Source organism: Rhizobium sp. BK661 (genome assembly GCF_024808825.1).
Classification (GTDB): Bacteria; Pseudomonadota; Alphaproteobacteria; order Rhizobiales; family Rhizobiaceae; genus Rhizobium.
The window spans coordinates 37532-58737 of sequence record NZ_JANTYT010000020.1 but is presented as its reverse complement, the minus strand read 5'-3'; the positions used below and the strand labels follow the sequence as shown (position 1 = coordinate 58737).

20 protein-coding genes and 1 pseudogene are annotated in these 21206 nt (G+C 59.2%); 11 read left to right on the top strand and 10 right to left on the bottom strand.

The window, feature by feature from the left end; genetic code table 11:
- Positions 1-166: 166 nt before the first annotated feature.
- The 5 genes from FHX16_RS26215 (at position 167) to FHX16_RS31690 (ending at position 7147) form a co-directional block, all read left to right on the top strand.
- Entirely contained in the window at positions 167-1930 is a 1764-nt protein-coding gene (locus FHX16_RS26215) for a peptide ABC transporter substrate-binding protein (RefSeq protein WP_259131219.1), read from the top strand.
- Complete coding sequence (locus FHX16_RS26210) at positions 1927-3675, top strand: peptide ABC transporter substrate-binding protein (protein ID WP_259131217.1); 1749 nt, start codon at positions 1927-1929, stop codon at positions 3673-3675. The genes FHX16_RS26215 and FHX16_RS26210 overlap by 4 nt, the downstream gene beginning before the upstream one ends.
- Positions 3672-6383, top strand: a complete 2712-nt coding sequence (locus FHX16_RS26205) for an adenylate/guanylate cyclase domain-containing protein (RefSeq protein WP_259131215.1) — start codon at positions 3672-3674, stop codon at positions 6381-6383. Before FHX16_RS26210 ends, FHX16_RS26205 begins: the two co-directional genes overlap by 4 nt.
- Positions 6384-6474: 91 nt before the next feature.
- Positions 6475-6978, top strand: a complete 504-nt coding sequence (locus FHX16_RS26200) for a hypothetical protein (RefSeq protein ID WP_259131214.1) — start codon at positions 6475-6477, stop codon at positions 6976-6978.
- A complete protein-coding gene (locus FHX16_RS31690; protein ID WP_405049323.1) occupies positions 6896-7147 on the top strand; it encodes a transketolase-like TK C-terminal-containing protein in 252 nt (83 codons plus the stop codon). Before FHX16_RS26200 ends, FHX16_RS31690 begins: the two co-directional genes overlap by 83 nt.
- Before the next feature lie 232 nt (positions 7148-7379).
- Here the strand turns inward: FHX16_RS31690 and FHX16_RS26195 are convergent, their stop codons facing one another.
- Both FHX16_RS26195 and FHX16_RS26190 read right to left on the bottom strand, forming a co-directional pair.
- The gene (locus tag FHX16_RS26195; RefSeq protein ID WP_259131212.1) at positions 7380-9728 is read right to left on the bottom strand and encodes a PBP1A family penicillin-binding protein; all 2349 of its coding nucleotides are present in this window, start codon (positions 9726-9728) and stop codon (positions 7380-7382) included.
- Positions 9729-9954: 226 nt separating this feature from the next.
- Complete coding sequence (locus FHX16_RS26190; protein WP_259131210.1) at positions 9955-10365, bottom strand: response regulator; 411 nt, start codon at positions 10363-10365, stop codon at positions 9955-9957.
- Between the two features lie 90 nt (positions 10366-10455).
- On the opposite strand from FHX16_RS26190, the gene FHX16_RS26185 reads away from it, so the two are divergent.
- On the top strand, positions 10456-10617 hold the full coding sequence (locus FHX16_RS26185; protein WP_259131208.1) for a hypothetical protein: 162 nt from the start codon (positions 10456-10458) through the stop codon (positions 10615-10617).
- A gap of 65 nt (positions 10618-10682) precedes the next feature.
- Here FHX16_RS26185 and FHX16_RS26180 read toward each other — a convergent pair whose 3' ends face one another.
- Complete coding sequence (locus tag FHX16_RS26180; RefSeq protein WP_259131206.1) at positions 10683-12092, bottom strand: amidase; 1410 nt, start codon at positions 12090-12092, stop codon at positions 10683-10685.
- A 108-nt stretch (positions 12093-12200) separates the two neighbouring features.
- On the opposite strand from FHX16_RS26180, the gene FHX16_RS26175 reads away from it, so the two are divergent.
- Positions 12201-12764 (top strand): TetR/AcrR family transcriptional regulator, encoded by a 564-nt coding sequence (locus tag FHX16_RS26175; RefSeq protein ID WP_259131204.1) that lies wholly within the window; start codon positions 12201-12203, stop codon positions 12762-12764.
- A 124-nt stretch (positions 12765-12888) separates the two neighbouring features.
- A complete protein-coding gene (locus FHX16_RS26170) occupies positions 12889-13191 on the top strand; it encodes a hypothetical protein (protein ID WP_259131202.1) in 303 nt (100 codons plus the stop codon).
- Positions 13192-13515: 324 nt separating this feature from the next.
- On the opposite strand, the gene FHX16_RS31685 is transcribed toward FHX16_RS26170, so the two are convergent.
- From FHX16_RS31685 to FHX16_RS26140, 6 genes are all read right to left on the bottom strand, one after another.
- Entirely contained in the window at positions 13516-13743 is a 228-nt protein-coding gene (locus tag FHX16_RS31685; protein WP_405049326.1) for a hypothetical protein, read from the bottom strand.
- A gap of 148 nt (positions 13744-13891) precedes the next feature.
- Positions 13892-14137 (bottom strand): hypothetical protein, encoded by a 246-nt coding sequence (locus FHX16_RS26160; protein WP_259131198.1) that lies wholly within the window; start codon positions 14135-14137, stop codon positions 13892-13894.
- Positions 14134-14337, bottom strand: a complete 204-nt coding sequence (locus FHX16_RS26155; RefSeq protein WP_259131196.1) for a hypothetical protein — start codon at positions 14335-14337, stop codon at positions 14134-14136. Before FHX16_RS26155 ends, FHX16_RS26160 begins: the two co-directional genes overlap by 4 nt.
- A 70-nt stretch (positions 14338-14407) precedes the next feature.
- Positions 14408-14545 carry a hypothetical protein gene (locus tag FHX16_RS26150; RefSeq protein WP_259131194.1) on the bottom strand — a complete coding sequence of 46 codons (138 nt, stop codon included), beginning with the start codon at positions 14543-14545 and terminating at the stop codon, positions 14408-14410.
- Between the two features lie 107 nt (positions 14546-14652).
- Complete coding sequence (locus FHX16_RS26145) at positions 14653-14856, bottom strand: hypothetical protein (RefSeq protein WP_259131192.1); 204 nt, start codon at positions 14854-14856, stop codon at positions 14653-14655.
- Positions 14857-15200: 344 nt separating this feature from the next.
- Complete coding sequence (locus FHX16_RS26140) at positions 15201-15410, bottom strand: cold-shock protein (RefSeq protein ID WP_183759007.1); 210 nt, start codon at positions 15408-15410, stop codon at positions 15201-15203.
- Between the two features lie 857 nt (positions 15411-16267).
- Between FHX16_RS26140 and FHX16_RS26130 the strand changes: the two are divergent.
- The 3 genes and pseudogenes from FHX16_RS26130 to FHX16_RS26120 all read left to right on the top strand — a co-directional run.
- Positions 16268-16459, top strand: a pseudogene (locus FHX16_RS26130) (transposase); the annotation flags it as partial.
- Between the two features lie 230 nt (positions 16460-16689).
- Positions 16690-17274 (top strand): GAF domain-containing protein, encoded by a 585-nt coding sequence (locus FHX16_RS26125; RefSeq protein ID WP_259131190.1) that lies wholly within the window; start codon positions 16690-16692, stop codon positions 17272-17274.
- A gap of 498 nt (positions 17275-17772) precedes the next feature.
- Positions 17773-18396 carry a hypothetical protein gene (locus FHX16_RS26120; RefSeq protein WP_259131189.1) on the top strand — a complete coding sequence of 208 codons (624 nt, stop codon included), beginning with the start codon at positions 17773-17775 and terminating at the stop codon, positions 18394-18396.
- A gap of 909 nt (positions 18397-19305) precedes the next feature.
- Here the strand turns inward: FHX16_RS26120 and FHX16_RS26115 are convergent.
- Entirely contained in the window at positions 19306-21036 is a 1731-nt protein-coding gene (locus FHX16_RS26115; protein WP_259131187.1) for an FAD-dependent oxidoreductase, read from the bottom strand.
- Positions 21037-21206: the final 170 nt, after the last annotated feature.

Below are 21206 nucleotides of genomic sequence, written 5' to 3'. Positions count from 1 at the left end.
GACCGTCAGGCTGTGCCGCTCTGCCCTCATATTGCCAACCGACCTCGATGGGATCAACATGTGCGGTGACAAGAATACATGGAAGGAATTCAATTCAATGTTCGCATACTGACGCGCTGTGGGGTCTGGGAAGCGCGGTCGGGCAGCGCCATCGTGGGGGAGTGCGATGAGGGGGGTAGCTCGGTGTTGCTTGCGGCTCGGACAGTTTCTGGGGGCGCGTTGCGTCCTGCCGATTGTTCTTTTCCTGTCGACCGCACTTGTTCCGCTATACGCCAATTCGGCTGACAAGGCGCTGAAATTGCTGCTATGGCAGGCTCCAAGCACGCTCAATCCTCACTTGGCTCCCGGTATTAAAGACCAGACCGCCAGTCGGATCGTCTACGAACCTCTGGCCAGCTTCGACCGCGAGGGTCGCCTTGTTCCCTTCCTCGCCGCAGAAATTCCGACGCTGGAGAACGGTGCAGTAAGCGCTGATGGCCGTTCGGTCGTGTGGAAGCTCAGGCACGGCGTCAAATGGTCCGACGGGCACCCCTTCACCGCGAAGGACGTGCTCTTCACCTACAATTATATCACCAATCCAGATGTGGGCTCGGCGAGCATCGGGCCTTACAAGACCATCAACAAGGTCGTTGTTGTTGACGACTACACCGTGCAGATCACGTTCAAGGACGTTAATCCTGCCTGGGCGCTGCCCTTCGTCGGCGTCCAAGGTATGATCCTGCCCGAGCATGTATTTGCTCCCTACAACAACAGCGATGCGGCCACGGCGCCCGTAAACCTGGCCCCCGTCGGCACAGGCCCATATCGCTTGAAGGAGTTTCAGACAGAGGACGTGCTTGTCATCGGCGAGGATGTCGTCAACACCGTGAAGGTTATCTTCGAGCGCAATCCGTATTTTCGCGACGCCGGCAAGCTGAGCTTCGACGAGGTGACGCTGCAGGGCGGCGGCGACGCTTCGGTCGCGGCCAACGCAGTGCTGAAGGAAGGCGTTGTTGACTATGCCTGGAACCTTCAGGTCGACGACTCGGTGCTTAAAACACTCGAAACAGACGGAGTCGGAAAGGCGACGGTATCCTGGGGCTCCTATGTGGAGCGCATCATGCTCAACTTTACCGACCCCAGTCGCGAAACCGCCGAGGGGGAACGGTCGAGCGTACAGAATCCACATCCCGCATTGTTGGACAGAAATGTGCGCACCGCACTCGCACTTGCCATCGACCGCCAGAAGATCGCGGCGCTCTATGGCCGCACGGGCCGCGCGACCAGCAACATTCTGGTTGCGCCGGCAATCTTCAATTCGCCGAACAGCGAATGGGCGTTCGATCCCGACAGGGCCAAGGCCATCCTCGACGAGGCAGGGTGGAAGGATACCAACCGTGACGGTGTGCGCGACAAGAACGGCGTGCCTCTCAGTTTCCTGTTCCAGACGACCGTCAATTCTGTTCGCCAGCAGACCCAGGAGATCGTCAAGGCGAACTTGCAGGCGATCGGGGTGAAGCTCGAAAACAAGATGATCGACTCGAGCATCTTTCTCGGTTCCGGCTCCGACAGCACCAACTCCCGGCGGCACTTCTACGCGGATATGGAAGAATACGCCTACGGGAACAAGAGCCCCGATCCGGGCAGCTATATGATTGGCTGGACGTGCTCCGAAGCGGCGCAAAAATCCAACAACTGGTCCGGGTCGAACTGGGCACGCTACTGCAACAAGGACTACGACGCTCTCTATTTAGCCTCGACCATCGAAGTCGATCCGGCCAAGCGCCGCCAGATCTTCGTGAAAATGAACGATCTGCTGGTTCTGGATAGCGCTGCAATTCCGCTGGTGCACTGGGCTGACGTCAGCGGAATTAGCAATGCCCTTGAAGGCTTCGACCCGACACCCTGGGATTCCGAAACATGGAACATCGCGGATTGGCATCGCAAATGACGACGTCACGCACGAGTATCAGTACAGCGCAATGCTCCGTTATTCTGACCGCGTTCATGCTGCTTACGGTTGTTCCACAGCAGGCGCATTCGGGTGATAGGACCCTGAAGCTCCTGTTCTGGCAGGCGCCCAGTATTCTCAACCCTCATCTTGCCCCCGGTGTGAAGGATCAGACGGCCAGCCGCGTTGTATATGAGCCACTGGCGAGCTTCGATGCCGAAGGACATCTGGTGCCGTTCCTCGCAGCGGAAATTCCCTCCTTGACCAACGGCCAGGTGGCAAGCGACGGGAGGTCGGTCACCTGGAAACTAAAGCCAAATGTGAAATGGTCAGACGGCGTCCCCTTCACCGCGAAGGACGTTGTCTTTACTTATTCCTACATCACCAACCCGGATGTAGGCTCATCTAGTATTGGAACCTACAAGTCGGTCGACAAGGTCGAAGCACTCGACGACCTGACCGTCAAGGTAACCTTCAAGGACGTCGATCCCGCCTGGGCGCTCCCCTTCGTCGGCATACAGGGGACAATCCTGCCGGAGCATGTGTTTGCCCCCTATAACAACAAGGTCGCGGTCGACGCGCCGCCCAACCTGGCCCCCGTCGGAACCGGTCCTTATCGCCTCAAGGAGTTCCGCCCCGAGGACGTCCTGCTGATCGGCGAGGATGTCGTCAACACCGTCAAGATCATCTATGAGCCCAATCCTGAATACCGCGACCGGGCGCGTCTGGGATTTGACGAAGTGACCTTGCAGGGTGGTGGCGATGCGAAGACGGCCGCAAAGGCGGTGCTCGGCACCGGCGTCGTCGACTACGCGTGGAACCTGCAGATCGGCGATGCCGAATTGCAGGAGCTTGAAGCGAAGCAGATCGGCAAGGTGGCGCTCTACTTTGGCTCCTACGTCGAGCGCCTCATGCTGAATTTCACCGACCCAAACCGTGAGACAATGGATGGCGAGCGCGCGAGCCTGCAGTTTCCCAACCCAATCCTTGCCGATGCCAAGGTGAGGCTCGCCTTGGCGAAGGCTGTCGACCGCAACAAGATCGCCGCGCTTTACGGGAGGACTGGTCGGCCAACCGCAAACCTCCTCGTCGCCCCCGTTCTCTACAATTCTCCCAACACGACTTGGGAATTCGATCTGGATAAGGCCCGCGTGCTTTTGGACGAGGCAGGCTGGCGCGACACGAACGGCGACGGCATCCGGGACAAGAACGGCGTCCCCTTCACCCTTCTTTTCCAGACCTCCGTCAACACGGTCCGCCAGAAAACCCAGGAGATCATCGGCGCCGATCTGGCCGCGATCGGCATAAAGGTCGAGGACAAGCAGATCGACTCGAGCATCTTCTTCTCGCCTGCACCGGATATCCTCAATACCAGCCAGCATTTTTACGCGGATCTCGAGGAATTCGCGACCGGCAACAAAAGCCCCGATCCGGGAAGCTATATGGTCAAGTGGACCTGCGCGGAGGCCGCCCAGAAAAGCAACAACTGGTCCGGATTGAACGAGTCCCGCTATTGCAGCGACAAATACGAAGCGCTGTTCGACGCATCGGAAAGGGAGATCAATCCGGAAAAGCGCATTGGCCTGTTCGTGGCGATGAACGACCTCCTGATTGCCGATTCCGCGGTCATTCCCATTGTCGAGTGGGCAAACGTCCCGGGCCTTCGCAACGATATCATCGGCTTCGATCCCACGCCATGGGACTCCGAGACGTGGAACATCGCGGACTGGCGGCGCAAGCCATGAAGGTCGAAGCTGACGGCGGGGAGCACGAGGAGCGTTTGGTCGCAAGAAATCGTCCATTCTATGTCGCCCCACTGCATGCGCTCGTCCGCGCAGCTTCGCCGGCTCTCAGAAACCTGAACATCGGCGGCAAGCTAACGGTCGGATTTGGCATTCTGGCGGCGCTGACGCTGCTCGTTGTCGGCTTGAACTATCTGGGTAGCCTCGATGCAGTCAGAAGCATCAACAGAACAACCGATCTGAGCGCCCCGAGTGCGGTCGCCTCGGCGCGGGCGCAGGCCGACTTACTACGGATGCTGAGTGCCGTCCGCGGCTATCTTGCGCTCGGTGAGGAGAGCTACCGTGACAATTACACTTCAGCAAAAGCCGCGTTTCTGGAAGATATGCAGTCGCTGGAAAATCTCCTTAGAACCGGTCCGCAGCCAGGCCCCGCGGCAGACGTCGCACAGCGGATGCGCGAGCTCCACGAAAAGCTTAGCCCCTGGCAGCCGCTAACGGACCGCCTTTTCGAATTGCGCAACGATCAGCTCCGGCGCGAACCGGCCCTCAAACTGCTCGTGGCGGATGCCAATCCATTGATCGCCACAATTGTCGGAACCGCGAAAGCGCTGATCCTCGCGCAGCAGAAGCGGGACGCGACCCCCGAGAACATGGTGTATCTGGCCGATCTCGCGTCCTTTCAGAGTTCCTTTTATGCCATGGTCGCAGGGCTGCGGGGCTATGTGACGACCAAACGCGACAGCTTCAAATACGAATACGAGGCGAACTTTACGATCAACGATGCGGCCTGGAAGAACATAACGGAAGGGAATGCCGCACTGACGCCGTACCAGGAAAAGCTGATTGACAAGCTGTCGAAGACGCGAGCAGCATTTCTGCAATTCCCCGCGCAGATGTTTAGTGCGGTTGAAGGCGACCATGCGCGAGAGGATCTGTATCTCTTCCGCACGCAGGCGGTACCACTTGCCGAAGGCATGCTTGGAATTCTCGACGAGATCGCCAATGAGGAACAGCAACGGCTGCAGGCAGATCTCGGCAGCGGCCGCGACCAACTCGAAACGGCCCAGCGCATTGTCCTGCTCGGCGGCGTGGCCGCGGCTTTTCTCGGCCTGATCTTGGGGCTGATTTTCCGGGAAAGCATTGCGGGACCGATCCAGCGCCTGACGGGCGTCGCCGACCGGGTTCGCCAAGGCGATCTCGCCGCGCGCGCCCAGGTCGAATCGGGCGATGAGATCGGCAAGCTGGCGACAACGTTCAACAACATGACAGAGCAACTGGGCTCCAATCTCGACGATCTCGAAAACCGCCGAAGGCAACAGGAGCAGCTCGCGCTGCGATTTCGCCGCCAGAGCGAATATCTGGCCGCCCTGCACGATACCTCGCTTGGACTGATTGCGAGATTGGATCTGACCGAGCTGCTGTCGGATCTGACGACACGCGCCGCCGGGTTGCTCGGCACGGAGCATGGCTACGTCTACCTCGTAGACCAAGCCGGGGAGGTCCTCCAGCGCATGGTCGGCGTCGGCGTCTATACGGGACAGGCCGCCGGCCAGCAGCTCAAGAGCAGGGAGGGCGTGGCCGGTGTGGTCTGGCACACGGGCGCGGCGCTTGTCATCAACGAATACGCGACGTGGTCGGGGCGGGCGGCTGCCGCTGCCCAGCTCGACGTGACGATCAGGGCGGTTATGGCCGTGCCGCTAAAGTCTGACGACCAGGTGATCGGTGTCCTCGGCATTGCCTACGACGATGCCTCGGCGCTCGAGTTTGGCACCGAAGAGGTCGAGCTTCTGAAGCGTTTCGGACAGCTTGCGTCTATTGCGCTGGAGAACGCGCGGCTGCATACGGCCACGGAAGCCGCCAAGAGCGAGGCGGAGGAGGCGAGCATACGGATCGGCGAGCAGAACCGGGCGCTGGAAGCGGTGGCGAGCAAGCTGTCGAAATATCTCTCGCCACAGGTCTTCGCCTCGATTTTCTCCGGTAAGCAAAACGTCGAGATTTCATCCACCCGAAAGAAGCTGACTGTCTTCTTCTCCGATATCGCCGACTTCACGGCGACGACCGACAAGCTCGAGTCCGAAGAGCTAACGGACCTGCTCAATCACTATCTGACTGAGATGGCGAAGCTTGCGCTGGAATACGGCGCGACGATCGACAAATTCATTGGCGATGCGATCCTAGTGTTTTTCGGTGATCCTGAGACCAGGGGCATCAGGGAAGACGCACTCGCATGCGTCAGAATGGCGATCTCCATGCAGTCCAGGATGCAGGAGCTGCGTGCTGAATGGGCCGAAGCCGGCTTTGCTCTGCCATTCCATCTCCGCATCGGCATCAACACGGGCTATTGCACCGTGGGTAACTTCGGCAGCGCGGATCGGATGGACTATACGATCATAGGCGGCGAGGTGAATCTCGCGTCAAGATTGCAGAGCCATGCCGACCTCGGCGGCATACTTCTGGCTGACGAGACTTATGCCCTGGTCAAGGAGGAAATCGAAGCTGAGGAGCTGCCTCCTCTGACCGTCAAGGGCTTTGCCTATCCGATCAAGACGTACAGGGTGATCGGCTTTCGCATCGTCCAGGAAGCGATGAAGAACATGCTTTCGAACAGTGAGGATGGCCTGCAGTTGGATATAGACTCCGCTCTGAAAGGGACTGATCGCGAAAAGGCGATCAAGGCGCTCGAGCACTATCTGGCGACGCTGCGAAGATAGCGATACGCTCGCCTCCATGGGCTGGACGCGCCGCATGGCGGGCCCAAAGTGCGCCTTCTCTGGCGGAATATCACCAGGAATAATGGGTGGTATGTGGAGGCTCGTAGTTGGGTATGCAGAGCGACAGCAATGGCCTCCGCGAGTTCGCCATGCCGGCTGCAATGAACGACATGGGGTCCATTGCGGGCTCATTCCATACGGTGGTGGTTCCTGGTGTTTTTCTGACACGTCTTCCGCCCCGGTTGATACGATCGAAACGCTGGAGTGCTGGGATATCGCCCTTCGCGATCAGAAGACGCCGTCCCTGCTCGCTCTGTCGCGCCAAAACGTTCCTCAGCCGCGCACTGACTCCGGCAATGAAAACCTCTGCGCAAAGGGCGCCTACGTCCTGAAGGAAGCGTCGGGCAAGCGGGCAGCGACCCTCATCGCCACCGGCACCGACGTATCCCTGGCAGCGAGGCCGCGAACGAACTGGAAGCGTCTGGCCACCTACCCCGACGGCTGTTGTCTCGATGCCGAGCTGGGATCAGTTCGACGCCCCGTCGAAAGAGTACCGGGAGCAGGTTCTGGGCCATGCCGCAAGGATCAGGGTTGAAGCGCTCTCCAAGTTCGCATGGACGCGTTACGTTGCAAGTGAAGATGACGTCATCGGGATGATCGAATTTGGTGCGTCAGCACCGGCTGGAGTCCCCTACGAAAAGTTCGGTATCACAAAGCAGGCAATAGTATCCCGAGCCCTCAAGCTCATTGGGATCGCGTCATGACCGTGGACGTGTTTCAGCTCGCCATCGCGTCTTCACGCAAAAGATGCCGGTATCCTTCGCGCCGGCGAGCAACCCACCGCGATGCCAGTTGATAGGTCCCTTCTCGGCTTCAACGACTTTCAGTAACAGTGCCGAGTCGAGGATCACAGGCCAAGGAGTCGGGCCAGCACGCCGGCGTAAAAAGCGATGGTGGCCCCCCAATTGGCGGCAAGGCAGAAATCCGAGGCAAGCATTACTTTTCGCAGAGCCGCCTCCCACCATAGTAAGGCTGGTATGTGCAGTCCGACGGCCGGAACGAACGGTAGCTGCGGGAGCAGGCGGTGATGTCGCAGGACTGGGGTGCGCCTTGACCGTCGTTCATTCCTCCCGTCGGCTTCGACTTGTCCGGCGCAGGCTCCTTCATTGCCTCCCGCATGAAGTCCCGCCAGATCCGCGCCGGCAAGGCGCCGCCGGTGACGCCATTCATCGGCGTGTCGTCGTCATTGCCCACCCATACCCCGGCAACGAGAGGTTTCGTGAAGCCAACGAACCATGCATCGCGATTGTTCTGGCTGGTCCCGGTCTTGCCGGCCGCAAATCCACCGGGATCGGCTTCACGTCCAGTGCCGCGTTCGACCACGAGCTGCAGCAGGCCGAGAAGATCTGATTGGTAAGGCGAAAGATCGACATTCGGCCCTGCTTGTGAGCCAACGCGAAACGCCTGTGGTTGCCCTGCTGCCTGAAAGTCGATGATGCCCCTTGGCTTGACAGGCGCCTTGCCAAGTTGGACAGACGCATAGGCGCTGGTCAGATTAAGCAGGTTTACTTCGGATGTTCCGAGCGCCAGGGACGGGGTGTTGGCAAGCGGCGCATCGATGCCCAGCTCTCGAGCGGCCAAAATCACGTTGTCGAGTCCAACCTCGTCGGCTAGTGCAACCGACGCGGCATTCAGCGACCGGGCAAAGGCTTCTGCAAGTGTAACCCAGCCGTGATAGCCGCCCCGGTAGTTTTCCGGCGACCATCCGTCGACGTTGATCGGTGCGTCGAGAATCCGGTCAGACAAGGTGAGCCCGGCCTTCAGGGCGGCATAGTAGACGAACAGCTTGAAGGTGGAGCCCGGCTGCCGCATTGCCGTGACGGCGCGATTAAACTGACTTGCCTTGTAGTCGCGCCCGCCGACCATGGCAACGACGGCGCCGTCCGGCGTCATCGCAACCAAGGCTGCCTGCGATGCTCCGACGGCCTTTCCTTCTTTGTCGAGAGCTTTGCTCACAACCCTTTCGGCGATCTGTTGCAGATGCGGCACCAGGGTCGTGCGCACGGTCGTCGAGCCTGGCGAGGAGCCGGCAATTTCGCTTGCTTGCGGCGAAATCCAGTCGGCAAACCAACTTCCGGAACGGGGTGTTGGCGTCGTCGGATGGAGTTTCGCGAAGCTCGCCTTGACCTCGTCGGCCTTTGATCCGGTGATCTTGCCATTAGCTGCCATCGCGTCGAGGACGACGGCACTGCGTTGTCGGGCGCCCTCGGAATTATCGATCGGGTTCCACTGGCTCGGTGCCCGCAGCAATCCCGCCAGCATGGCAGATTCCGGCAGATTGAGGGCGCCGATATCCTTGTTGAAATAGATGCGTGCTGCGGCAGGCATGCCGGTCGCGCCGGCACCAAGATAGGCGCTGTTGAGATAGCGCGTCAGGATTTCCTTCTTCCCGAGTTTCCACTCTAGCCACAGGGCTATCACGACCTCCTGTATTTTCCGCTTTATTGTCCGATCACTCTCGAGATACTGCAGCTTGATGAGCTGCTGGGTGATCGTGCTCCCACCTTCTACCACCGAGCCGGCTTCAAAGTTCCGCAGGAGCGCCCTTGCGATACCTCTGAGGTCGATGCCGAAATGATCCATGAAACGCCTGTCTTCAATGGAGAGGACAGCGTCGATAAGCTGCGGTGGAAACTGGTCGTATTGAGCATACGCCCCTTGATACGGCCCCTGTCGTACCAGCGGTGCACCGTCAGCGGTTTCTAGCACTATGACAGGCTTCAAGGTTCCATCGCGGATCTCGCCCCACGGTACGTCCCTTAAAGCCCACCAAAGTGTGCCGCCTACCACGAGGAGACCGACAAGGAAGACCGATGCCAGAGCGGTTTTCCACCAGCCCGCGTTAGGTCGACTGTGCCGGCGACTCTCGGAAAGCATTGCCCGCAGACCATGAATTGCGGTCCCTGCTTTAGCCAGAGCAGCCCCCAGTCGCCTAGGGCTGCGGGGAGTTGCTGTAGTTTCCGGCCGGATTGCGGCCTTTAGCTTCGCCTTCAGGTAGAAAGCGGCTGTCTCAGCCTTGGTCTTTGCGAAGGTTGAACTTGCTTTTAAATCATGTCCCAGCGCACGCAGCAGATTGTGCGCTGCCAGTCGGCTTTGGCCAAAGGATGTATAGGCCCGTCGTGGGTCGAGAGCAGGCGAGGCTGAACCGGCCTCATCCAATGTGTCCAAGCTGGGTGATGCTTGTGTCACGACATGGTCGGCTGAGATTCCTGGATCCGCCGTGGGGCTGGCGCCCGTACCGGGCTCGCCGGCACTTTGGTTTGAGGATTTGGGAGGGCTTTGCATCTGTTATCGCTAAAAAACTCCTATCGAAAGTAGCGCGGGTTTATAGCGCGGCAATGCCGAATGAGCCACCGCGAACGCGGCTCAATTTATATTTCGTGCTTTGGACGTGTCGCTGGCTCGAACGCCAAGAAGCGAATGTGCGGCACGCCGAGTTCAGCACTTCAACATCACGGAATGAACAAAGGGCTTCTGAAACAAAACGCTATTCGGAACGCCTTGAGCGGCCTCAGTCCTTGGCGCTGTCGCCGGTCATATAGATCACTGGCATGATTGGCTCTCGTGCTCGACGAGCCAGATGCCAACTATCCGTTTCTCCTGGCATCCCTATGTCGGTTATCAGAGCGCAAAAGCGAGCCGAGTCCTCCTCCAAACCACGGATAGCCTCGTTCGCATTCGATACGGCGAGGTGCTCGAAGCCGGCTTTCGTCACGACATCTTCGAGATTGGTTTTGATGAGGAATTCATCTTCAGCGATGAGAACAAGCAGCTTGCTCCAGTCGCCGCCGATGATTTTCTGAGATGTCTCGGCGGAATTATCGACCATAAGCGCGTCCTGCCTAGGCAGGCGGGAGCTCTTAGCCCTCAGCCGCCAGCGCTTACGTATTCGCTTGCTGACGATGACGATCACATAGGGCATTCCGCTGGTTTGTCTATCCTCGCCCCTCAGGTGTGGAATTGGTCAGGGACGGTACAACGTCATGATCCATGCATTCATCAGGCTTCATCGTTGCACTACGAGATCTCGCGGAAAAGCCGGGGCATCCAAGCGGGCGGTGTCGATCACGCACTTCTTGATGGTGCTGCCTGCGCCTTAGGCTTCGGCCTCTTTCCGGTCGAACTCGCCTGGCACGTCGGCTACAGCAACGGCGCGCCGGTGGCTGCGGTCTGATCGCCGATGCGGCGAAGTAGCACAGCCTTCCCACTCGAGAAGGCCGTGCTGATGTGCAGTGATTTTTAGAGCGTCGGATGCAGGCCGCGCGTTGGACTGACGCTCTCCAGAAGCGAGGCGACATGAAGGATAGTCGACTCCGCCTGCCACGCGCCGACGATCTGGACGTTGATCGGCAGGCCTGCACTGCTGGTGCCGAACCGCATTGAGACGCCGGGAAGGCCAGTGACGTTCAAAGGCACGGTCGCGCCCTGCAAGTACGTCGCATCCACCTTCTGCCCGTCGATCACGAACTCTTCGACGCCGTGCTTGTGGGCGGGGATCGGCAGCACATGGGTGATCAGGGCATCGTAGCGGGAGAAGTAGTCGGCATAGCCATCGCGCAGCCGCTCGGCAGCCTGCTCCGCCTCGATGTAGTCCGCCATCAAGGTGTCGGGCAGCGACAGCATCGTCTTCGCCATTTTGTAGAGTTCGTCGTCCCGACGCTCGGCAGTTGCTTCGCGAAACGCCGGCTTCATCTCCATCACATGAAGACGGTTGAAGACGTCGAGAGCGAAGTCCTTCTCCAGTGCCGGGATGCCGACATGCTCGATCGAAAAGCCGATGTCCTTCAGAGCCGCGGCAGCCGCCTTGACGGTGGCGACGACTTCCGGATCAACCGGTCCGAAGCCGGGTCCGACCATCCAGCCGAGGCGAAGCTGCCGGAAGGGCTGTCTACCGATCCCGGCGTCGAACGGAACCGTGCTCGACGCGAACGCGTCCTCGCCGTCGGGTCCCGCCATCTGCGAGAAGGCGAGGGCGACGTCGCGCACCGACCGGGCCATCGGCCCGACGTGCCAGAAGCGACGCGGCGCACGTGGCCAGATGCCGGTCATCGGTACGCGGCCGTGGGTCGCCTTCATCGAGGTGATGCCGGTCTGCGCCGCCGGCCCCCGCACCGAGATCGCAAGATCGGTCCCAAGACCGAGTGGGGACATGCCTGCAGCGATCGCGGCAGACTCGCCGCCGCTCGATCCGCCCGGAGTCCTCTCCAGGTCCCACGGATTGTTTGAGCGCCCGGAGAGCAGGTTGTCGCTCTCGATCCAGTAGGAGAACTCCGGCAGGTTCGTCTTGGCGAGCAGAATGCCGCCCGCCTTCTTCAGGCGGGCGACGCTGGTCGCGTCGCGGTCGGGTAAACGTCCTTCAAAGATTGGCGAGCCACGCTGTGTCATGACACCCTCGGTATCGATGGAATCCTTGACGGTGAACGGCACGCCATGCAGCGGTCCGAGTTCTTCGCCAGCCCGAATTGCGGCTTCGGCGCTCCGGGCTGCTTCCAGCGCTCCCTCCGCAACGGTGACGATCGCATTGACCTTGGGATCGACCGCCTGAATGCGATCGAGATGCGCCTGTACTACCTCGACGGGCGAAATGTCCTTGCGGCGGATGAGCTCTGCAAGCCTTGTGGCGTCGGAATAAATCAGTTCGTTGCTCATGGCGTTCTCTCTCTAACTAACAGTTGGTAGGCTATGCAGAACTAGACCTTTACAATCCGATCGTCAACGCCTATCTAACATTTGTTAGGTGGCTTGAAGGAGGTACATATGAGCGGAAGTGCAAGGGAAGCCATTCTCGCGGCAGGACGTCTGAGCGCTCAGTCGCACGGTTATGGCGGCCTCAACATGCGCGAGCTCGCAGCCGAGGTCGGCATCAAGGCCGCCAGCATCTATCACCACTTTCCGAGCAAAGCGGATCTCGCTGCGGCGATCGCCGAGCGTTACTGGCAGGACACAAGAGCTTGGCTGGACGAAGTTGCGAGGGAAGAAGGTGGTCCGACAGCTAGCCTCCGGAAATATCCGCAGACGTTCCGAATGTCGCTGGAAAATGGCAACCGCCTGTGCCTCGGGAGCTTCCTCGGAGCAGAGTACGACGACCTTCCCGAACATGTCCGCCAACAGGTCCAGACTTTCGCCGACGTCAATATAGCTTGGCTTGCGGATCGGCTCCTCGATGCCGGCCTAACGGATGAGAAGGGGAGCGAGGCCCGGGCTCGGGCGATCTTCGCCGCGGTCGCGGGAGCGCAGCTGCTTGCCCGCAGCCGTTCCGACATCTCGCTCTTCGATGCAATGATCGACAGCTACCGAGCGGCAGGATTGCTGCCAGCCTGATGGCATCGCATGCAGTTCGAAGGTGTAACAAGTGTAGATGTGGAACGGCCGCTGATTTAACTGCAAGATATGAGTCGAAGGTTCGAGCCACTCCAAAACAAGCAACCAGGTTCCGGCATCACTCGTGAAAATCGCAGAGAACGATTTTGCCGAACACTCCGCCAGCTTCCATTCGGCGATGGGCATCCAAGCCGGGGGAGGAGGTCATTCGACTTGCGGACGCATCCCGCCCCGCGGCGCGCTTGGGTCGACGCACACGATAAACCTTCAAGCGCTCAGCGCCCAGGGCATCGTGCTTCTCGGGCGATTGACCGGTCTCGAGGATGGCGTCCAACTCTCATTCACCGACGACCTGGAAGCGAATGCCCGCTTTGCAGATGAAGCCTCCGACCAATGCCGTCAAATACGGCGCGCTCCGGCAGCCTGATGCGCATCTTTCAATCTCATGGTCCTTGGAAACCGACGGCGAGCCGAGCAAGTCCCCGGCCAGGATTATAGAGGTAGCCGGAAAGGGCTCTCGTGGCCAGCCCGAGAACCCGAACAGCTTCTGCACACAGGGTTGCTGGATCCCGCCAACTTCCAGACCCCAAGGCCAGCGTTTTCAAGCGGAGCACGTGTTCCTTCGTCATCGCATGCCTGATAACCAATGACGTTGGAAATCCCGGCGCTCAGGTCCTTCAAGAGGGAGAGGATATCGGTTGTTTCACCCATACCGAAGCTCATGACGCAGGTCTGGAACTGGCCGGTCGGATCAAGTACTGTGCATTACCCCGAGGTTTTGCCAGTCCTCTTCCTCGTAAACGAACGGGTAGCGCGCCGGGATGCGGCGATGTCGAACACCGGCCAGGCTTCGGAGATCGACCTCGGCGCTGCTGACGATCTCGACCTGATGCGTCGGCTCGAAAAACGTCGCCGTGGCGATTGCGTTTCCGAAGACATCCGCTTTCCAGGCTATACGGCCTTCAGGTAAAAGGGTGATGTCATGAGTGTAGAGCAGGAGATCCGGCCCTTCGCGAGGACCTAAATCAACGACGGCGAAAAAGCTGAACCGGAAAGCAATAGCTGTCGTGTGTTACGGTGTCGTATGGAAAGCCTCGGCACGCACTCTCCTTGTCAGCGCGGTACGACTAGCCGAGCCGGCGTGAAAGCGGGTAGCCGGGTGCATCGTAGAGCGCACGGATCTGGTTGTGGTTGAAACGCGCCTCGTCAATCTCCAGCAGAGAGCCTCGTTGTTGACTGTGCGGCAGGTCTTCTACGGCGAACCGAAGGGCTTCGGCTGCTGTATCGAACCGCCGATAACGTGGACCGTTTATGCCGGCTTTCGATTTGCCAGCGTAGAGTCCGGCCCCGCCGGTATAATCGAACTGAGTCATGTGATCGCCCTCGTGGCTGCGGAAGAGTAACGGAAGGGGCGGGCGGCTTCTCTGACGGTTCGCTCGCTATCTCGCAGCTTGCGTGTGCGCAGCTGCATGCCCTTTCGGAGGTTCAGGAGCTTTTCGGCATTGGAGCCGGCTTCTGGGGCCGGCGCGCGAAACAGAGTTTCTGCGAATTTCCGGGTGGTGTCATTGATCATTGAGTCCTCGAATAATAGCGCGGTGTCGCGCCCTTTGGCAGTGATATTGGCGTGATGAGCGGTCTACATGCTATTTCTTGCCGATACTCGCCGCGTGGCCGCCCGTAAGCTTGGCCTGCGGGCCAGATGGCGGTGGTGCTACCGCTGCGGTTTTGTCCTTCTTCGGTTTACGGATTTCTCGGTTGCTACGCATTTGGCCTTTGGCCATTGGTTTCTCCTTTAGCGCCAGGATCAATATCGGCTGTTTTGAGCCGGTAGGTTCGGGTCGGCGTTTGTCTCGCAGCGGATTTGCTAAAGCGGAAGGAGCGTCGTGCCCTAAAGTGCCGTCCGCATGCGGGATTTTCCATCGACGCCGAAATCGGGAAATGCTCTCATTCCTGCCAAAGGCAGCTTTAGCCGAGCGTCACGGGTGACCGCGGGGTCGAGAAGCACACGAAGGGTCGCTTGTTCATGATAGCCGAACGTACTCGTCCGAACCAGGTTCTGTGATACGTATGCGGAATACTCGTTGGAAGACATCGCATCCTCCTCTCGTTTGGGTAAGGCCGTCCACTAAGACAGCGATGCCTATGACACGGCTTCTACGTCTACCACATGCCTGCCTCGCCGTTTGGGCAGGCTATTGTCATTTCCTGCGTGCGATGCCGCTTAGGCCAGATATGGGAGCGGTCGAAGCCCGGGCCCGTGTTGGCTGATGCTTCAAAGATTACGACGTTACAATACGATCCTGTCACGAGGACTAGCAAATTCGGGCGTGACGTTCTCTATAGCGAAAAAACAAAAGGCCGGGCATGAACCCGACCTCTCACAGTCATTCAGCTTTGCTGCCAGTACATCCGTGGTCAGCGGTGCAAATGACGTTATTATGCCGCCTGAAGGTTGTCGGCCGAGCTCTTGCCGGACTTGCGGTCCTGGACGACGTCGTAGGTGATCTTCTGACCATCCGAGAGCGCACGCATGCCAGCACGCTCAACGGCAGACACATGCACGAAGACATCCGTGCTGCCGTTGTCAGGCTGAATGAAGCCGAAGCCTTTAGCGGAATTAAACCACTTTACAGTACCAGTGTTCATAACGATTTCCTTTCGAAGCAATCGTTGGGGTTCCCGCGATGCCTTGCGGTATAAGATCGATTATTTGAGAGGAAATCCAACGGGAGCATAAAGCTCTGGAACGACGTCACAAGCATTGGTCGATAAACAAACAATAAGCTCAATTTTTGGTTTTGCAATGCCTATCTCGAATTTGTGCTAGATCGCTGCTGAGCCTGCCGTAAACTCAATAGCACCACCGGCTCGGCTTCGGTGGCATTCGGGTCGATCGGGTATCGCGCAGAAGGTTCTCGAACGGTGCAACCTCTTGGAATCGAGGCGGCCTTTCGAGCAATGGAGGCGCTGACGCAGCGTCATCGCGATAAGCGTCATAAACGTCGACGATGGGCCATCCACTCTTTGGCGTGGCCTTGATCAGCCTTCTGCGGCCGTGCGCCCAACAGCAGGCCAGCTTCAAGGGATCGCCACCCATCCGGGTCCGACGAGGTGAGGTGAGAGTAGCCACCGCAAATACTGATGTGAGCATTGCCTGCAATTAAGCAAGGTATTTACCGTGAAAGAAATAACAATATTCTGCATCGTACTGTGTTATCGTTCTGGCATTGGAAATTTTTTTCAAGGAGACGCTTCAGTGAAATCCGCTTTCCCAGGCATGACCGGACGGCAAGTGGCGTTGTTTCTAATTGAAACATGTCTCGTGACGGCCGGATTGGTCGTTATTCTCGCAGTAACGATACCCATGCTCTAGCTGTCACGCCTCAATCGACCTCATCTCACCGGAACAGCGATTGATGTTTAACCGAGATCACTGAGGACGTAATTGTCCGCCGCTTTTTGAGCATAGCTGCGAAGGGTTCCAAGCGTATCTGGAAGCTGAATTGGATGATGGATTTGTTGGTCGCGATGACGTCGTTGAGCCCCGTCGCGGTAACCGGCGTTGGCCGGATGATGTAAAGGCTCGCATTGTAGCGGAAAGCCTTGAGCCTGGTGTGCGAGCAGTGGATGTCGCGGGCCGTAACGGCGTTGTAGCAAACCAGCTTTCCAATTGGCGACGTCAAGTGCGCGACGGCTTCTGGTGCTGACGGCTGAGACCGCGATTCACGCACCTTGGCCGCATGGCGCGCAACGGGGGAATGTTCTTCGCAGACGGCACATGCGCATGGACGGTCGTCAGATTCTCCTGGCGTTCACGACAACCATGACAATTACGAAAAATCGCTTAATGGCTTAGGCGGCAATCCCCCCTTTGCATTTTCGGCCTTGCTCGGCCGCACGCAGCGGAGCTCTCGGAGGCACGACGGTGGCAAAACTCAAGGAGCCCATCGACGGTGCGATTGGGCAAAGCATTGACGTGGCCCTACAGCGGCTAAAAAACTCCAGGAGTCTTGGTCTGGACCTATTCCCGGCTCTAGATATCGCGATCGCCATAACGGGCGCCGACATGGGCACTCTGCAACGCTTTGACGAAAGTACCGACTGCCTTAAACTTGTTGCCAGCCGCGGTTTCTCCAGCAAAGCCGAGAGCTTTTTCAGCATCGTGCGTCGCGACACCAACACCACTTGCGCTGCGGCGCTCACGAGGCGCATGCGTGTGTTTGTCGAAGACGTCTCGACGAGTTACCTGTTTGTGGGCACTGTTGAGCTCGACATGATGAGCGCCGACGGCATTGCTGCCGTGCAATCGACCCCGCTGATCAGCAGCAATGGCCGTCTCTGGGGCGTGCTCTCGACGCACTTTCGCAAAGCGCAGGTAGAGAGCGAGTTCGATCATGCTCCGCTTGATCGGCTTGCACTCCAAATGGCGGACCTCCTGGCTTGGCCAGAGCAACAAAAAGCCATGGCGGAAATCCGGCATAAGGACAAACCCTCGGATCCTGGAGACTGATATGAAGTCGACGCCCCAGCCCATTCCCTTTGGTGGGACCATCCGATCACCACAAGGACGATCACTGTCAGCGGTTGCGCAACGCCGGCATCGACGTCGAGAAGGTGATGAAAAGCCGGCAACTCGAAGTAGCGGTGCCAGAGGATGCATATCTCTGGACCGGGCGCTTCAATAGAGACACACAGGAAGGCGGTCACCGGGTCGGCGCCCTGATCCAACCAGCACGCCGAGAGCGCACTTGCCCAGTGAAACTGACGTCATCCCTCCGCAGCTATGTGGCAGAATTCCTTGCATTTATAACGCGCATCTATACGGTATTGCCAAGCCTAGGCTGAACTGTTGATGGAATTGCCACCGAGGCGAAGACGTCGTCACGCGGACGCATGCGCAACTGGATAATTGAGCGTTTCGTCTCTTCTGCAAACGCCAACAGGCGGCAAACGGAACGCAGATAGAAACGTATGGGCCTTATCGAAACGTACGCACGGAAGGTCGGTCGTGTCACCTGAATGGATTTCCGCATGGGCCAATCTAATGACCGGCATGGCGGCCCTTCTGGCTGGCTGGGCCGGGATGCGCGGGCTCAATGCATGGAGGGCCGAAACGGTCGGCAGGCGGAAGGCTGAATTGGCGGAAGAGGTTTTGGCGGGGTTCTATCGGACCAGGGACATTCTGACATGGGCGCGATTTCCGGCGTCAGATGCCGATCAAGATGAGACTGATCGACCAGAAATTGGACAGGACGATGATGAGCCCGAAAAGAGCGAGATCATCGCCCCCGTGGACCGCTTGACGAAGGAAAGCCAAGTCTTCTCCGAGCTCCGGGCCAGCCGATACCGCTTCATGGCTTACTTCGGAGAAGAGGCTGCGCGCCCGTTCGACGAGATAAGGGCAATTCACAACGAAATTGTCGATGCGGCCCGCAATTTGGTCCGCACCCATGGCCAGAAGCCAGCCGGACGAGAACAAGAACGCGATCAATGGGAGGCCGCGATCGGTTGGGGAGAAATGGAGGGAGACGCTTTGAAGAAGAGGCTTGATCTTGCAGTAAAGGCGGTCGAGCAGACCTGCCGCCCCCTAATCGAGGAACGCCATAAGGCGCGCCGCGATAGTATCTTCTGATTTTCTGTGCGCATGACTTCGTCAGTGTTATTGTGGCGCGGCCTTGATCTTTCCACTCAATCGCGCTCGACATAGGCTTTTGAAGGGTTCGTCGCGCCGTCGGCAAAACATATCTGACCTATGTTCGATTATCCAGTTGCGCGACACACCTGCTGTCCATTCTTTGCAGATGCCGCACGTCCCGCCCTCGAGTTGAAGTCGGATGTAGCGCCGAGGTGAAGGCGCCCATGCCATTTTGCGCAGTCCTGCAAACTCCCCAAGCATTCGGAAATTTTGCTGAGTTCCTGACGGCGTATCTCGACACACTCACATTCCGGGAATGACAAGACGCAAAAGCATTGTCGGAATCGAAATAGCCTCCTGCTCTTACGGTATTGCTAAGCCAAGACCTACCCGCTGTGATCCAGCCGATGCGCATGTTGGCATGCAGATCGCGGTCGCGCGTCCAGTTGGGCGGTTTTCGCAAGCCCGGCCTTGCCCGATCCATAGGCATCAGCTTTCAGCATTCGAGAAATATGATCCAGGAGGAACGCGTGAGCGCCTCCATGCTCTACGAGATCGCCGTCTCCCGTGAGCCGCTTCTTCGGAGGCTTGCCGGGCAATGATAAAGAGACCCGAACCTGGGCGGTGCCGAGAGTGTGTGAACGCCAATGATCGTCGGTCGCCGCGACGGTCGCAAACTCAGCCGCTACAACATGGCTCTCGGCTGTATCCGGATGGACGGTAGCGCGTTCGATAGCCGCCGCCGCTCTGGCGCTGGCAACTGCGTTCATGCCGGGCCGGCCTTCGATGCCAACACGGTTAACTCGCTTCCGTCTCGTTGAAACTCCACCAGATCGTGTTGCACGTCAAGGAAACGAGCCGGCGTTGTCTGGCGTTGATATGTCGGGCCGCGACAAGGGCGGAGAATTACCGCGTTGAAGGCGGAGAGACGGTCGGGAGCTCGGCGGCGGACGGGGCGCAAACGGCGGCGCCCTTCGCCTTACCGGTGAGATAGGTATGCAACTGGGCCACGACTTCGGCTCCTTCGCCGATCGCGGCGCCGACGCGTTTGACCGAGCCGGAACGCACGTCGCCGACCGCGAAGACGCCGGGGATGCTGGATTGCAGTGAGAGCGGTTCTGCGCCGTCGATTGCGGAGGGGATCGCCTGTTGCACGCTCGCACCCGTCTGCACGAAGCCTTTGGCGTCGAGAGAAACGCAGCCGTGCAGCCACCCAGACTCCGGCTCGGCTCCGAGGAACAAAAACATATGCCGAACCTGCCTTTCCGTTTCCTCACCTGAAACGCGGTTGCGCCACCGGATGCGCTCAAGCTGTCGTTGCGGTGAACCGCAGAGCGCGATAACCTCCGTGTTCGTCAGCACCTCGATGGTGCTGGCCGCATGTATCCGGTCAATGAGATATTGGGACATGCTTTCGGACAGGCTTGCCCCACGCACAACCAGCCAGATCTTGGCGGCGTAGTCGCGCAAGAACACGGCGGCCTGCCCCGCGGAGTTGCCGCCTCCGACAAGGACGATTTCTTCGCGCCGGCAAAGCCTTGCCTCGATGGGCGAGGCCCAATACCACACGCCTCGTCCTTCGAACTCGCTTAGATTGGGGATGTCGAGCCGACGGTAGCGTGCGCCGGACGCAATCACCACGGCCGAAGCCTTGGTCAGAGCCCCGTCCGCGAATTCCAGCATCAGCGGATTTTGATCGCAGTCGAGGCGTGCGATGGCGGACGGGATCGCCATTTCGGCGCCGAATTTTTGCGCCTGTACATAGGCTCGCCCGGCGAGGTCCCGGCCAGATATGCCGGTCGGGAACCCGAGGTAGTTCTCGATGCGCGCACTCGCCCCGGCCTGCCCACCGAACGCGTGTGCGTCAAAGACCACGATCGAAAGCCCCTCGGACGCCGCGTAGACGGCGGTCGCAAGACCGGCGGGGCCAGCCCCGACGATGGCGACGTCGTACGTCCGGTCTCGACCGTCCCTCCGTACCATTCCAAGGGCGCGTGCCAGGTCTGCCTCACTAGGGTTCTTGAGAATTGTGCCCTTGGGACACACCGCCAGTGGAAGGTCGCTCGGATCCGGCGCATATTTGTCGATGAGATCAGCGGCCTCGCGATCCCTCGCAGGATCGAGCACCTGATAGGGGTAGGCGTTCCGGGCGAGGAAGCCTTGCAGCCGCACGACATCGGGAGCGTCCTCGGACCCGATCAGCGCGGGTCCGCCGGCGCCCGCCTCAATAAGGAAGATGCGGCGCAGAATCAAGGCGCGCATGATCCGGTCGCCAAGCTCGGGCTCCGCGATCATGACGCCGCGCAGGTTCTCGGCCCGAATGACAACGGCCTCGATATCGTCGACCGCGTGAACGTCGACCAGCGCCGGCCGACCGGAAAGCTGTTCCACTTCGGCGACGAAATCACCTGCAGTCTCTTCCACGATCGGAGCGAGATGTCCAAGCGGGTCGCGCCGCGTCACTTGGGCGCGACCGCTCTTGAGCAGAAACATGCCGGAGGCGATCTCTCCTGTCAGGAACAGCGGTTGGCCCTTGCTGTAGCGCTGCTGGTAGCCGAACCGACAAAGCCGATCGATTTCCGCCCCCGAGAATTTTGGAAACATCCTCTCATCGCTTGGATCGACCTTCGGCATCATATATCCTCACCGGTTCATCTCACGGCCTCGATCGCGCGGCCTTGGTGCGACAAGCAGGTCGGCGAAATTATCTGCCGTGTCTATCAGCTCGTGCCCAAGTCGATGCCGGGGCCCGCCGCGCGTATCGGATCGTCTTCTGACGGCACCACTGAGGTTTTACTAGCGCGATG